Raw genomic sequence first — 13,972 nt, 5'->3', positions numbered from 1 at the left:
CCGCCGATGGCTGTTATCAATTGTTTCGATGGGTGAGTGTTTGGCTCTTTGAGCCCGATTGTCGATGCCATATAGAAAAGCCATGAACGTTGCGACCCCCATCAAAGCAGAAAAGTCGATCGGCCACTCCGTCTGTCCGCACGACTGTCCCTCGGCCTGCGCACTCGAAGTCGACCTGACGGCCGAAGGCCGGATCGGCCGCGTCCGTGGCGCCGCCGCCAACACATATACCGCTGGCGTCATCTGCGCCAAGGTCGCTCGCTATTCCGAGCGCATCTATCATCCCGACAGGCTGATGGTGCCACAGCGCCGCGTCGGACCAAAGGGCGGCGGCAACTGGCAGGAGATTTCCTGGGAGGCGGCGCTCGACGAAATCGCCGACCAATTCGTCAAGGCCGAGCAGAAGCATGGAGCCGAGGCCATCTGGCCCTATTTCTACGCCGGCACCATGGGCCAGGTGCAGCGCGATTCCATCGACCGCTTACGCCACGCCAAGCGCTATTCCGGCTTCTTCGGCTCGATCTGCACCAATATGGCCTGGACCGGTTTTTCGATGGCGACCGGGTCGCTGCGTGGCCCCGATCCGCGTGAGATGGCGAAATCCGACTGCGTGGTGATCTGGGGGACGAATGCGGTTGCCACCCAGGTCAACGTCATGACCCACGCGGTCAAGGCCCGCAAGGAGCGCGGTGCCAAGATCGTGGTCATCGACATCTACGACAATCCCACGGTCAAGCAGGCCGATATGGGCCTGGTGCTGAAACCGGGAACGGATGCAGCACTCGCCTGTGCGGTCATGCATGTCGCCTTCCGCGACGGTTATGCCGACCGCGCCTATATGGCCGAATTCGCCGATGATCCGGCAGGGCTCGAAGCGCACCTGAAGTCGCGCACGCCCGAATGGGCATCCGTGATAACAGGGCTTTCCGTCGAGGAAATCGAGGCGTTTGCCCAACTCGCTGGTACGACGCCAAAGAGCTATTTCCGCCTCGGTTACGGCTTTACCCGCCAGCGCAACGGCTCTGTGGCGATCCATGCGGCCGCTTCGATCGCCACGGTGCTGGGCTCGTGGAAACACGAAGGCGGCGGTGCATTTCATTCCAACAATGACATCTTCAAACTGGACAAGCGCGAACTTGTCGGTACCGCATTCCACGACCCCGATGTGCGCATGCTCGACCAGTCGCAGATCGGCCGGGTCCTGACCGGCGATGCCGAGGCGCTGCGCCATGGCGGCCCGGTGACGGCCATGCTGATCCAGAACACCAATCCGGTGAACGTCGCACCGGAACAACGGCTGGTGAAACGTGGATTCCTGAGGGACGACCTGTTCGTCGCGGTACACGAACAGTTCATGACCGACACGGCGCAGCTCGCCGATATCGTGCTGCCAGCAACGATGTTCCTGGAGCATGACGACCTCTATCGGGGCGGCGGGCATCAGCACATCCTGATCGGGCCCAAGGTGGTGGAACCGCCATCGACCGTGCGCACCAATCTCTTCGTCATCGAGGAACTGGCGAGGCGCCTCGGTGTTGCCGATCATTCCGGCTTCGGGTTGAGCGAGCGCGAACATATCGACCGGCTGCTTGCCAATTACGGCATCGGCTATGACGAGATGAAGCGCGAGAAGTGGCTCGACTGTCAGCCGGCATTCGAGGACGCGCATTATCTGAACGGCTTCGGCCATCCCGACGGCAAGTTCCGCTTCAAGGCGGACTGGACCGGCACGCCGGCGCCGAACCGCCCGCCGAAGTCGATGGGTCTGCAGGGGCCGCATGCGGCGCTGCCGGAATTCCCCGACCATGTCGATCTGATCGAAGTCGCAGACGCGGACCATCCTTTCCGTTTGGCGACGTCGCCGGCCCGATCCTTCCTCAACTCGACCTTCGCCGAGACCCCGTCCTCGATCCAGAAGGAAGTGCGCCCGCTGGTGATGATGCATGCGGACGATGCCGCGTCGCTCGGTGTCGGCGACGGTGACATCGTCAAGCTCGGCAATCAACGCGGCGAGGTGCGCCTGCACGTCACAGTCGGGGGCGGCGCGCGGCGCGGCGTGGTGATCGCCGAGGGCCTGTGGCCCAACGGCGCCCACCTCGACGGCGAGGGCATCAACGTGCTTACCGGTGCCGACGCGGTTGCGCCCTACGGCGGCGCGGCATTCCACGACAACAGGGTCTGGGTCCGACCCGCCCCCTAGCCACGGGATGCATCGATGAGCGGCGACCATCAACATGCGGATGTCAGCAACACGCCGGTCTCGCGCCTCTGGGGCGCGCTCGGGCTGACTGGCGGCTTCATGCTGGCCGAGGTCGTAGGCGGCATTCTGACCGGCAGCTTGGCGCTGATCTCGGATGCGATGCACATGCTGACCGATGCGGCCGCTCTCGCGATTGCGCTGGTCGCCATCCATGTCGGCCGCCGGCCGTCGGATCTGCTGCGCACCTATGGCTATGCCCGCTTCGAGATTCTCGCTGCGGCCTTCAACGCCCTGCTATTGCTCGCCGTTGCCTTCTACATCCTCTACGAGGCCTGGCAGCGCCTGTCGTTGCCGCAGGAGATCCAGTCCGGCGGCATGCTGCTGATCGCTGTCATCGGCCTGGTGGTCAATCTGATTTCGATGCGGCTTCTGACCAGCCACAAGGACGCGAGCCTCAACGTCAAGGGCGCTTATCTTGAGGTCTGGTCCGACATGCTCGGATCGGTGGCGGTGATAGCAGGTGCGGCGATCATCTGGTTCACCGGCTGGCAGTGGGTCGATTCGTTGCTCGCCGTCGGCATCGGCTTCATGGTTTTCCCGCGCACCTGGGTTCTCTTGAAAGAGTGCGTCAACATTCTCTTGGAAGGCGTGCCACCGGGCATGCGCCTGGCGGATGTCCATGCGGCGATCACCACCGTGCCTGACGTCGCCTCTGTGCATGACCTGCACCTCTGGGCGATCACCCAGAGCCAGCCGTCGCTGACGGCGCATGTCGTTCTGGCGGAAGAGGCCGACGGCGAAATGGTCCGCCGTGCGATCGAACAGCGCTTGCGCGACGAGTTCGACCTGCACCACACGACCTTGCAGATGGAGCGCGAAAGCTGCGCGCCTTCGGAACATATTCATTGACGGTCGGCTGCGACCGCTTTCCATCCTTTCCCGATCAAGGACCACCTATGACGAAACACCAAGACCCGCGCGTTAGGATCATCGGGCGGCGCACGCTCTCGGAAGGTTTCATCCATCTGGAGGAAATCACGCTTGAGCAGGACATGTCCGACGGCGAAACCGTGACGCTCACGCGTGAAGTTCATGACCACGGCCGCGCCGCGACCATCCTGCTATTCGATCCAAAGCGGCAAAGCATCGTGCTCGTTCGCCAGTTGCGCGTGCCGGTGCTGCTGCAGGGCGATCCCGCCTACATGATCGAGGCGCCGGCCGGCCTGCTCGACGATGATACTCCAGAGGTGGCGATCTGCCGCGAGGCTTTGGAGGAGACCGGCTATCACGTCGGCAAGGTCACCCACCTGTTCGATGCCTATATGAGCCCGGGTTCGCTTACCGAGCGGACCAGCTTTTTCGTCGGCCTCATCGATGTCACCGAAAAGGCCGGCGACGGCGGCGGTCTGGCGCACGAGGGCGAAGATATCGAAGTGCTTGAAATTCCATTCGACGAAGCGTTCGGCATGATCGTGACCGGCGAGATCTGCGATGGCAAAACCATCATGCTGCTACAGTGGGCGCAACTGAACCGGGCCAAGCTTAGTGCATAAGGTGTTGTTTTGTAAGCAAACAATACATTACGGATATTTCACTTTTTGATCGTTCTCCGGTAGGCTACAGCGCTGATGTCTTCATCAATGACATGGGCCACCCATGACGTCCTCCCTTGCGGAACGTGCAGCCAAAGACGATCAGCAGGTCGAGGCAGGGTGGAGGCCCTTCCTGCGTCGTAACCGGCGCTACCTTCAGGCGCTCGCAACCTTGCTGGTCATCGGCCTCTTCGGCCTTGCGATCTTCCATCTGACCTCTGAGGTTCAATATGACGACGTGGTCCAGGCGCTTGCCGATACCAGCTGGACTTCCGTCGTTGCGGCTATTCTCTTCACCGCCCTGAGCTTCTTCGCACTTACCTTCTATGACGTCGGCGCGCTCGATTATGTCCGGCGAAAGCTCCCCTATGCTGATGTCGCGTTGACGGCGGCCTGCGCCTACGCGGTCGGCAATACGGCCGGATTTGGCGCCTTGAGCGGCGGCGCCATCCGCTATCGCGCCTATTCGCGCCTGGGCATCGAACCGGAAAACATCGCCCGGATCATTGCCTTCGTCACGCTGGCCTTCGGCCTTGGGCTCTTGACGGTCACGTGCCTGAGCCTGCTTGCCGTCGGCGAATATGTGGCGCCCCTGACGGGGCTCGACCCCTTCTGGCTGCGCATGATCGCCGTGGCCATCCTCGGCACCGTGCTTGCCGTCTTCGTCAAAGGGCGAGACGGGCATGAGGTGACCATTGGGCGCTTTGCGCTGCGGATGCCGGATTCGCGCACGTCCTCGCGCCAGTTCCTCATCACGGCGCTGGATCTGGCGGCATCGGCCACCGTGCTCTACGTGCTGCTTCCCGCAGGCACGATCGGATGGCCCGCCTTCCTAGCGATCTATTCGCTGGCCGTCGGCATCGGTGTGCTCAGCCACGTGCCGGCCGGTCTCGGTGTATTTGAGACGATCATCATCGCCACGCTGGGTCACAGCGCCGATGTCGACACGATCCTCGGCGCGCTGGTTCTCTACCGCGTCATCTACCATGTCCTGCCGCTGCTGATCGCGATCGGCGTCGTCATCGGCATCGAGCTGCGCCAACTGTCCGGCCATCCCGTCGCCTCCAGCGTGCGCCGAATCGGCGGCCGCATCACGCCGCTTTTGTTGGCGACACTCGGCATCGTACTGGCGATCATGCTGGTGCTGTCGAGCGTCACACCGACGCCGGATGAAAACCTTGCGTTCCTCGAGGGCTTGCTGCCGCTGCCGATCGTCGAGGGTGCGCATTTTCTGGCAAGCCTGCTCGGCTTGGCTCTCGTTATCGTATCGCGCGGCCTGGCACAGCGGCTCGATGGTGCCTGGTGGGCGTCGGTCGCAATCGCCGTTGCCGCACTGCTGCTTTCGCTGATCAAGGCGGTTGCGCTGGTCGAGGCCGGCATGCTGGCCTTCTTCCTTGTCGGCCTCATCGTCAGCCGCCGCCTGTTCGTGCGGCCGGCTTCGCTCTTCGGCCAGGCGCTGACGCTGCCGTGGCTGACCGCGCTCGGCGTCATCTGCCTCGGCGGATTTGTCGTTCTCATGTTCGTCTATCGCGACGTCGACTACAGCCATGAACTCTGGTGGCAGTTCGAATTCTCCGCTGAAGCGCCGCGCGGTCTGCGGGCGCTGCTCGGCGTCACCATCGGCGCCAGCGCCATTGCCATCTGGAGCCTGATGCGCCCGGCGGCCTCGGGGGCAGAGCCGGCAAGCGACGATGCCATGGAGCAGGCCCTGGCGATCGTCGAGGCGCAGGACATGTCGGATGCCAATCTGGTGCGCATGGGCGACAAGAGCCTGATGTTTTCCGCCGACGGCCGCGCCTTCATCATGTATGGCCAGCGCGCCCGCTCGTGGATCGCGCTGTTCGATCCGGTGGGTCCTGTCGATGCCTGGCCGGAATTGATCTGGCAATTCATCGAGACGGCGCGCGCCAGCGGCTGCCGCGCGGTGTTCTATCAGGTTTCGCCGCTCGGGCTTGCCTACTACGCCGATGCGGGGCTGCGGGCCTTCAGGCTTGGAGAACTCGCCCATGTCGATCTCTCACGGTTCGAGATGAAGGGCGGCAAATGGGCCAATCTTCGCCAGCAGGTCAGCCGCGCCCAGCGGGACGGGCTCGAGTTCAAGATGGTCGCGCCGGCAGACGTTCCCTCGATCATGGGCGAACTGACCGCGATTTCCGATGCCTGGCTCGCCCACCACAACGCCAAGGAGAAGGGTTTTTCCCTCGGGGCCTTCGACCCTGATTATGTGGCCGAACAACCAGTCGCCGTCCTGACTTACGAGGGGCGGATCGTCGCCTTTGCCAATATCCTGGTGACCGCGACGAAGCAGGAAGGCACCGTCGATCTCATGCGCTTTGCGCCGGATGCACCCAAGGGATCGATGGATTTCCTCTTCGCCCAGGTGATGGAATACCTGAAGGCGGAAGGATACCGCACCTTCAATCTCGGCATGGCGCCGCTCTCGGGCATGTCCTCGCGCCAGATCGCGCCGGTCTGGGACTGGGCCGGGCGGACCTTCTTCGAACACGGCGAACGCTTCTACAACTTCAAGGGACTTCGTGCCTTCAAGTCGAAATTCCACCCACACTGGCAGCCGCGCTACCTCGTGGCGAGTGGCGGCATCAATCCGATCCTTGCCTTGATGGATGCGACATTCCTGATCGGCGGCGGCCTCAAGGGAGTGATGAAGAAATGATGCGGATCTCTGACCTTTGGAAGCCTCTGGCAGGCGCCGCCCTTCTGGCGACCATGGCGGTTGCGCCGGTCTTTGCGCAGGAGAAGCCGACGACCTACGATACGGGCATGATCCCGGCACCCCACGTCCTCGTCCCGCAGGACACGGCGTCTGCTCTTGTCGTCCTGTTGTCCGGCGGCGCCGGCTGGAGCGACAAGGAAGACACCGTCGCCCGCACCCTTGTCGATGACAAGGCGATCGTCATCGGCATCGATCTCAAGGCCTACCTGGCCGCTCTCGCCAAGGATGACGGCGACTGCATCTACATGGTCTCGGATATCGAAGCGCTGAGCCAGCAGGTCCAGCGCGCGCTGAAGAGCGATGCCTATCTGCCGCCGATCGTTGCCGGCGTCGGGGCAGGCGGAGCCATGGCGCTGGCGATCGCGGCGCAGACGCCGGCCGCAACTATCGGCCAGACGCTTGCGGTCGACCCGGAGGAAGGCATCGCGCTGACGAAGCAACTCTGCACGCCGGCGGACAAGACCCGGAAGGCAGACCGCATGGTCTATGGCCTGACGGATGGCCCCTTGCCGGACCCGATCACCGTCGTCTTCACGCCGGCGGCATCCGACGACGAGCGAAGCCATGTGGCCGCCCTCATCGAGAAACATGCCGATATCACGCAGGAAGACAGCGATGACGAAGCCTATGCCGCACTATCCGGCCATCTGACGGACCTGATCGACAGTGAGGTCGCATCCGACAATCCCTTCGGATTGCCCTTGACCGTGCTCGATACCAAGCCGACACGCGACACCATGGCGGTGATCTATTCCGGCGACGGCGGCTGGCGCGATATCGACAAGCAGGTTGGCGACGTTCTGCAGCAGCAAGGCGTGCCCGTCGTCGGTATCGATTCGCTCCGCTATTTCTGGTCCGAGCGTGATCCGCAGGCGACCGCCGACGATCTCGCCAAGGTGATGGATTATTATCGCAAGCGCTGGAATGTCCGAAACGTCTTGCTGATCGGCTATTCCTTCGGCGCCGATATCCTGCCACGCACGTTTAACCTGCTGCCGCCTGCCGAGCGCGCCCGTGTGCGGCAGGTCACGCTGATGGCGTTGTCGCATCGGGTCGATTACAAGATCTCGGTGTTTGGCTGGCTCGGCGCATCCGGGCAGGGCGATGCGGGCGATCCCATCGACGATATCAAGCGCATCGACCCATCGCTGGTGCAATGCATCCATGGCACGGAGGAAGAAGACGATGCCTGCCCTGATCTGAAGGGCACGGGTGTCGATGTCATCGCGATCGAAGGTGGTCACCATTTCGACGAGGATTACCCGGCGCTGACCCGGCGGGTGCTCGACGCACTTGACCGGCGGCTGGCTTCCGCGAAGTAGTCTGCCCTTAGGCCGCCGGCGAAATCAGGATCGAGGAAGCGGGTTCGGGGGCGACATCCTGCGTGATGACCCGTCCGCCCTCCATACGCACCTTGCCTTCGGCCAGCAGCCGGAGCGCCATCGGGTAGATCCGGTGCTCGACCGTCAGCACACGGGCGGCAAGAGTGTCGGCCGTGTCGCCGTCGACGACGGGTACGACCGCCTGCGCGACGATGGGGCCTTCATCCATGCCTTCCGTGACGAAATGCACGGTGCAACCCGCTACTTTCATGCCGGCGTCGATGGCACGTTGATGGGTATGGAGACCTGCGAAAAGCGGCAGAAGCGACGGATGGATGTTGATGATCCGGCCTTCGTGACGCTTTATGAAGGTCGCCGACAGCAACCGCATGTAACCGGCAAGGCAGATGATATCAGGGGACAGCCGATCAAGCTCCGCAAGGATCGCGGCTTCGTGCGCGTCCTTGCTGTCGAAATCCTTGCGCAGGAACGCGTGGGTCGGGATGCCGAGCGCTGCCGCCTTGGCAAGCCCTCCTGCGTCTGCCTTGTCGGCGATCACTGCAACGATCTCGGCTGGAAAACCAGGCTCAGCCGCGGCCTTGGCCAGCGCAAGCATGTTGGAGCCGCCGCCCGAGATGAAGACGACGACTTTTTTCCGGCCTGCCGTCACGTCGTTCGTCATAGGGCGAGGCTGCCCTTGTAGATCGTGCCATGAGCGCCCTCAGTGCGGGCGACCATGCGGCCGAGCGTGAAGACGGTTTCGCCTTCGGCCTCAAGCACGGATGCAACCTCTTGCGCCTTTTCGACCGGAACGACGGCGATCATGCCGACGCCACAGTTGAAGGTGCGCAGCATTTCGTTGGCCGCGACGCCGCCGGTCTGGGCCAGCCAGGAGAACACCTTCGGTGCCTTGATGGCATCAAGATCGATCTCGGCTGCAAGATGCTTCGGCAGCACACGCGGAATGTTTTCGGGGAACCCCCCGCCGGTGATGTGCGCTAGCGCCTTGATCGAGCCGGTTTCGCGGATCGCCTTCAGGAGCGGCTTCACATAGATGCGCGTCGGCGTCATCAGCAGGTCAGCAAGCGTCCCTTCGCCGAAGGGGGCAGGCGCGTCCCACGCAAGACCCGACAACGCGACGATCTTGCGCACGAGCGAATAACCGTTGGAGTGAACGCCCGACGAGGCGAGGCCGAGGATGACGTCGCCTTCGCCGATATCGCCGACTGGCAGCAACTGGCCGCGTTCGGCGGCGCCGACGGCAAAGCCGGCAAGGTCATAGTCGCCGCCGGAATACATGCCCGGCATTTCCGCCGTCTCGCCACCGATCAGCGCGCAACCGGATTGGCGGCAGCCGTCGGCAATGCCGGCGACGATCGCGGCACCCTGATCGGGGTCGAGCTTGCCCGTGGCGAAGTAGTCGAGGAAGAACAGCGGTTCGGCACCCTGGACCACCAGATCGTTGACGCACATGGCAACCAGGTCGATGCCAACCGTATCGTGCTTGTTGGCGTCGATGGCGATCTTGAGCTTGGTGCCGACACCGTCATTGGCGGCAACGAGCACCGGATCGATGAAACCGGCCGCCTTGAGGTCGAAAAGGCCCCCGAAGCCGCCGATCTCGCCGTCGGCACCCGGGCGCCGGGTCGAGCGCACATGCGGCTTGATTTTTTCCACCATCAGATTGCCGGCATCGATATCCACGCCTGCGTCACTATAGGTGAGGCCGTTCTTTCCCGACTGGCTCATGCTGGTTCTCCAAGGCTGGTCGCGCGACAGGTATTTTGCGGATGCGAATTGCACGGCGGGCAAGGGAGTGCAAGCCGACAGCCTGTATTCTCGGCCTTTTTTCACCATTTTGCCCATATCCCACCGGCAAGAATGCGATGGAGAGTTCAATTTGCCGGCCTGGGAGGCACGCAGACTTGACCGGTGCGCGCCACGCCCCCTATCTCCTCAAACAGAATATGATGCGGCTGAGGCATGCTTGGCGTGTTACGGGGAACACCATGGACATAAAAGTCAGCGGTTCGGGACTACAGCGCCAGGTGATCTTCTGGCTGTTGGTGCTTGTCGCCTTCATCGCCTTCCTGATGGTTTTCAGCTCGATCCTGCTGCCGTTCCTGGCCGGCATGGCGCTCGCCTATTTCCTCGACCCGGTCGCCGACCGCCTTGAGCGCTTCGGCCTTAGCCGGCTGATGGCGACGGTGGTGATCCTCATCGGCTTCGTGGTGATCTTCGCCCTCTCGCTGATGATCATCATCCCGGTGATCTTCACCCAGGCCGCCGACTTCATCCAGAAGATGCCGGGCTATATCGCCAAACTGCAGGCGCTTTTGACCGACAGCCAGTCGACGCTGCTGCCGCAATGGCTGGCGGACCAGATGACGGCGATCAAGCAGAATTCGGCCAAGCTCCTGGAACAAGGCGCCAGCTTCCTCGGTACGCTCTTCCAGCAACTCTGGAATTCCGGCATGGCGCTGCTCGACATTCTGTCGCTCTTCGTCATCACGCCCGTTGTCGCCTTTTACCTGCTGCTCGACTGGGACCGGATGGTCGATAGGGTCGATAGCTGGGTGCCGCGTGATTATGTCGGTGTCGTCCGCCAGATCGCCCGCGACATGAACACGACGATCGCCGGCTTCGTTCGCGGTCAGGGTTCGCTCTGCATCATCCTCGGTCTTTACTATGGCATCGGCCTGTCGCTCGTCGGTCTCAATTTCGGCCTGCTCATCGGCCTCTTTGCCGGCATGATCAGCTTCGTCCCCTATGTCGGATCGATGGTGGGACTGGTGCTGGCGGTCGGCGTGGCGCTGGTGCAGTTCTGGCCGGATTATCTCTGGATCGGGCTTGTCGCCGCGATCTTCTTCAGCGGTCAGTTTCTGGAAGGCAACATCCTGCAGCCCAAGCTGGTCGGCAAGAGCGTCGGCCTGCATCCGGTCTGGCTGATGTTCGCGCTCCTTGCCTTCGGCGCCCTCTTCGGTTTCGTCGGGCTGCTGGTTGCCGTTCCCGCGGCGGCTGCCATCGGCGTGCTTGTTCGCTTCGGCATCCAGCGATACCTTGATAGTGACCTCTACCATGGGCATGGGAAGGTCACGGTGAAGAAGACAAAGGGCAGTCAGCCCGGCTGATGGCAATCAGCCCGGCTGATCGTCCCCTCCTTGTCCCGAGTACAGCATGACAAAACGTCCCTTCGAACAACTGCCTTTGGCATTCGACCACGACCCGGCGACGGGTCGCGAGGATCTGCTCGTTTCCGATCGGCTGAGCGCGGCGATCGCCATCGTCGATCACTGGCCCGAGTGGCCGTCGCCGGTTGTCATCATCGCCGGACCGGTCGGCTCCGGGAAGTCGCATCTCGCCAGCATCTGGAAGGAGAGGGCAGGCGCGCGGTCGATCCACCCGGTCGCAGACTCAGACGCGGCATTGATCGCCGCGGAAGGTCCTGTTCTGTTCGAGGATGCGGACCGCCAGGGCTTCGACGACACCACGTTGTTTCACGTCATCAACAGCGTTCGCCAGCACGGCACGGGTCTGTTGATGACCTCGCGGCTCTGGCCGATGTCCTGGCCCGTCGTTCTTCCCGATCTGCGCTCACGCCTGAAGGCAGCAACCGTCGTCGAGATCGGCGAGCCCGACGACGAACTGTTGACGCAGGTGCTGATCAAGCTCTTTGCCGATCGCCAGCTTTTCATCGATGAAAGGCTCGTCGGTTATATCGTCCAGCGCATGGAGCGCTCGCTCGAGGCGGCCCAGACGATCGTCGAGCGCATCGACCGGCTGGCGCTTGCCCGAGGCGTCAGGCTGACCCGGTCGCTTGCGGCCGAAGTCCTGGAAGAGCTTGGAAATCAACGCCATTCCGATTGACTGTCACAGTTCTGTCGTCAAACTGTTATAGTTCCTGCCTGCGGAGAAATGGGGTCTGATCGGCAATGGATAATGCGACGTCTGCGGTGAACGAGAACAAACAGACGGCGGAGGAAGTCGATCTGCTCTCCAGCCCGGAGCGCTTCATCAATCGAGAATTTTCCTGGCTGCAGTTCAATCGACGCGTGCTTGAAGAGACGCTCAACACGGCGCATCCACTGTTGGAGCGGGTTCGCTTCCTGTCGATCTCGGCCGCCAACCTCGACGAATTCTTCATGGTGCGCGTCGCTGGCCTCGAGGGCCAGGTGCGCCAGGGGCTGGCGATGCGATCGCCTGACGGCAAGACGCCGGCCGAACAGCTCGAAGACATCCTCAAGGAAATCGACAACCTGCAGATGGAGCAGCAGGCCTCGCTTGCGGTGCTGCAGCAATATCTTGCCAAGGAAGACATCCTGATCGTCCGGCCGGCGTCCTTGTCCGCACAGGACAAGAGCTGGCTTGCCAACGAGTTCGATCAGTTGATCTTTCCGGTGCTGACGCCGCTGTCGATCGATCCGGCGCATCCGTTCCCGTTCATCCCGAACCTCGGCTTCTCGATGGGCCTGCAGCTCGTCAGCAAGACCGGCCGCGAGCCGATGACGGCGCTGTTGCGCCTGCCGGTGGCGCTCGATCGCTTCATCCGCCTGCCCGATTTCAAGAACGTCATCCGCTACATCACGCTCGAGGACATGGTCAGCCAGTTCATCGACAGGCTGTTCCCGGGTTATGAGGTCAACGGTTCGGGCACGTTCCGCATCATCCGAGACAGCGATATCGAAGTCGAGGAAGAGGCCGAAGATCTGGTGCGCTTCTTCGAGACGGCGCTGAAGCGCCGCCGTCGTGGATCAGTGATCCGCATCGAACTCGATTCGGAAATGCCCGCTTCGCTTCGCCAGTTCGTGGTGCAGGAGCTCAGCGTTCCGGAAAACCGCGTTGCCGTTCTACCGGGGCTTTTGGCGCTGAATACGCTGTCGGAAATCACTAAGGCGCCGCGCGACGATTTGCGCTTCGAGCCCTACAATCCGCGCTTTCCCGAGCGCGTGCGCGAGCATGCCGGCGATTGTTTTGCCGCGATCCGCGAAAAGGACATGGTCGTTCACCATCCCTATGAATCCTTCGACGTCGTGGTGCAGTTCCTGCTGCAGGCGGCCCGCGATCCGGAAGTGGTCGCCATCAAGCAGACGCTCTATCGCACCTCGAACGACAGCCCGATCGTGCGTGCGCTGGTCGATGCGGCCGAGGCCGGAAAGTCGGTGACGGCGCTGGTCGAATTGAAGGCTCGCTTCGACGAAGAAGCCAACATCCGCTGGGCGCGCGACCTGGAACGCGCCGGCGTGCAGGTGGTCTTCGGCTTCATCGAACTCAAGACCCACGCCAAGATGTCGATGGTCGTGCGTCGCGAGGAGGGCCGGTTGCGCAGCTATTGCCACCTCGGCACCGGCAACTACCACCCGGTCACGGCGAAGATCTACACCGACCTGTCGTTTTTCACCTGTAATCCCGTCATGGCCCACGACATGGCGAACATCTTCAATTTCATCACCGGCTACGGCGAACCGGAAGCCGGGATGAAGCTGGCGGTTTCACCGCACACGCTACGCCCTCGCATCCTCAAGCATGTCGAGGAGGAGATCGAGCACGCCAAGGCGGGGCGGCCGGCGGCGATCTGGATGAAGATGAACTCGCTCGTCGACCCCGACATCATCGATGCCCTCTACAAGGCCAGTCGTGCAGGCGTCGAAATCGACCTGGTGGTGCGCGGCATCTGCTGCTTGCGACCGCAGGTTCCGGGCCTTTCCGACAATATTCGTGTCAAGTCCATCGTCGGCAGATTTCTCGAACATTCCCGCATATTCTGCTTCGGTAACGGTCATGGCCTTCCATCGGAGAATGCGCTTGTCTATATCGGCTCGGCGGATATGATGCCGCGCAATCTGGACCGGCGGGTTGAGACGCTTGTGCCTCTCATCAACCGGACTGTGCACGAACAGGTTCTTTCGCAGATCATGCTGGGCAATCTCATCGACAACCAGCAGAGCTACGAAATTCTTCCCGACGGCACGTCTCGCCGGATGGAAGTCGGTAAGGACGCCGAGCCGTTCAACGCGCAGCATTATTTCATGACCAACCCCAGCCTCTCCGGCCGGGGTGAAGCCCTGAAGTCCAGCGCACCGAAGCTGATTGCCGGCTGGAAGAGCAGCTGGCGCAAGTAAACTGG

General features: G+C 62.4%; 10 protein-coding genes. 8 read left to right on the top strand and 2 right to left on the bottom strand.

What is annotated here, in order from left to right; translation table 11 throughout:
• The first annotated feature begins 64 nt into the window (after positions 1-64).
• From BLJAPNOD_RS17185 to BLJAPNOD_RS17165, 5 genes are all read left to right on the top strand, one after another.
• Positions 65-2,200: a molybdopterin oxidoreductase family protein gene (locus BLJAPNOD_RS17185; RefSeq protein ID WP_115420591.1), complete on the top strand. Its 2,136-nt coding sequence runs from the start codon at positions 65-67 to the stop codon at positions 2,198-2,200.
• Between the two features lie 15 nt (positions 2,201-2,215).
• On the top strand, positions 2,216-3,109 hold the full coding sequence (locus BLJAPNOD_RS17180; protein WP_115420590.1) for a cation diffusion facilitator family transporter: 894 nt from the start codon (positions 2,216-2,218) through the stop codon (positions 3,107-3,109).
• Positions 3,110-3,156: 47 nt separating this feature from the next.
• Positions 3,157-3,753: an NUDIX domain-containing protein gene (locus BLJAPNOD_RS17175; protein WP_077498610.1), complete on the top strand. Its 597-nt coding sequence runs from the start codon at positions 3,157-3,159 to the stop codon at positions 3,751-3,753.
• Between the two features lie 103 nt (positions 3,754-3,856).
• Positions 3,857-6,466 (top strand): bifunctional lysylphosphatidylglycerol flippase/synthetase MprF, encoded by a 2,610-nt coding sequence (gene mprF, locus BLJAPNOD_RS17170; protein WP_115420589.1) that lies wholly within the window; start codon positions 3,857-3,859, stop codon positions 6,464-6,466.
• A 53-nt stretch (positions 6,467-6,519) separates the two neighbouring features.
• Complete coding sequence (locus BLJAPNOD_RS17165) at positions 6,520-7,848, top strand: AcvB/VirJ family lysyl-phosphatidylglycerol hydrolase (RefSeq protein ID WP_275540240.1); 1,329 nt, start codon at positions 6,520-6,522, stop codon at positions 7,846-7,848.
• Positions 7,849-7,855: 7 nt separating this feature from the next.
• On the opposite strand, the gene purN is transcribed toward BLJAPNOD_RS17165, so the two are convergent.
• Positions 7,856-8,530, bottom strand: coding sequence for a phosphoribosylglycinamide formyltransferase (gene purN, locus BLJAPNOD_RS17160; RefSeq protein WP_115420587.1), 675 nt, complete (start codon positions 8,528-8,530; stop codon positions 7,856-7,858).
• Entirely contained in the window at positions 8,527-9,597 is a 1,071-nt protein-coding gene (purM, locus tag BLJAPNOD_RS17155; protein WP_115420586.1) for a phosphoribosylformylglycinamidine cyclo-ligase, read from the bottom strand. Before purM ends, purN begins: the two co-directional genes overlap by 4 nt.
• Before the next feature lie 260 nt (positions 9,598-9,857).
• On the opposite strand from purM, the gene BLJAPNOD_RS17150 reads away from it, so the two are divergent.
• From BLJAPNOD_RS17150 to BLJAPNOD_RS17140, 3 genes are all read left to right on the top strand, one after another.
• Positions 9,858-10,979 carry an AI-2E family transporter gene (locus tag BLJAPNOD_RS17150; RefSeq protein ID WP_115420585.1) on the top strand — a complete coding sequence of 374 codons (1,122 nt, stop codon included), beginning with the start codon at positions 9,858-9,860 and terminating at the stop codon, positions 10,977-10,979.
• Positions 10,980-11,025: 46 nt separating this feature from the next.
• Entirely contained in the window at positions 11,026-11,715 is a 690-nt protein-coding gene (gene hdaA, locus BLJAPNOD_RS17145) for a DnaA regulatory inactivator HdaA (RefSeq protein WP_077498598.1), read from the top strand.
• Positions 11,716-11,780: 65 nt separating this feature from the next.
• A complete protein-coding gene (locus BLJAPNOD_RS17140) occupies positions 11,781-13,967 on the top strand; it encodes an RNA degradosome polyphosphate kinase (protein ID WP_077498596.1) in 2,187 nt (728 codons plus the stop codon).
• Positions 13,968-13,972 lie beyond the last annotated feature (5 nt).

Origin of the sequence: Ensifer sp. M14 (genome assembly GCF_003355565.1) — a bacterium.
Taxonomy (GTDB): Bacteria; Pseudomonadota; Alphaproteobacteria; order Rhizobiales; family Rhizobiaceae; genus Ensifer.
The sequence above is the reverse complement of the archived record's forward strand: the minus strand, read 5'-3'. Positions and strand labels throughout refer to the sequence as shown.

Bases quoted from the DNA above. Each gene is read 5' to 3' on its own strand.
- BLJAPNOD_RS17185 (WP_115420591.1), top strand. From the start codon at position 65: ATGCCATATAGAAAAGCCATGAACGTTGCGACCCCCATCAAAGCAGAA.
- BLJAPNOD_RS17180 (WP_115420590.1), top strand. From the start codon at position 2,216: ATGAGCGGCGACCATCAACATGCGGATGTCAGCAACACGCCGGTCTCG.
- BLJAPNOD_RS17175 (WP_077498610.1), top strand. From the start codon at position 3,157: ATGACGAAACACCAAGACCCGCGCGTTAGGATCATCGGGCGGCGCACG.
- mprF (WP_115420589.1), top strand. From the start codon at position 3,857: ATGACGTCCTCCCTTGCGGAACGTGCAGCCAAAGACGATCAGCAGGTC.
- BLJAPNOD_RS17165 (WP_275540240.1), top strand. From the start codon at position 6,520: ATGGCGGTTGCGCCGGTCTTTGCGCAGGAGAAGCCGACGACCTACGAT.
- purN (WP_115420587.1), bottom strand. From the start codon at position 8,530: ATGACGAACGACGTGACGGCAGGCCGGAAAAAAGTCGTCGTCTTCATC.
- purM (WP_115420586.1), bottom strand. From the start codon at position 9,597: ATGAGCCAGTCGGGAAAGAACGGCCTCACCTATAGTGACGCAGGCGTG.
- BLJAPNOD_RS17150 (WP_115420585.1), top strand. From the start codon at position 9,858: ATGGACATAAAAGTCAGCGGTTCGGGACTACAGCGCCAGGTGATCTTC.
- hdaA (WP_077498598.1), top strand. From the start codon at position 11,026: ATGACAAAACGTCCCTTCGAACAACTGCCTTTGGCATTCGACCACGAC.
- BLJAPNOD_RS17140 (WP_077498596.1), top strand. From the start codon at position 11,781: ATGGATAATGCGACGTCTGCGGTGAACGAGAACAAACAGACGGCGGAG.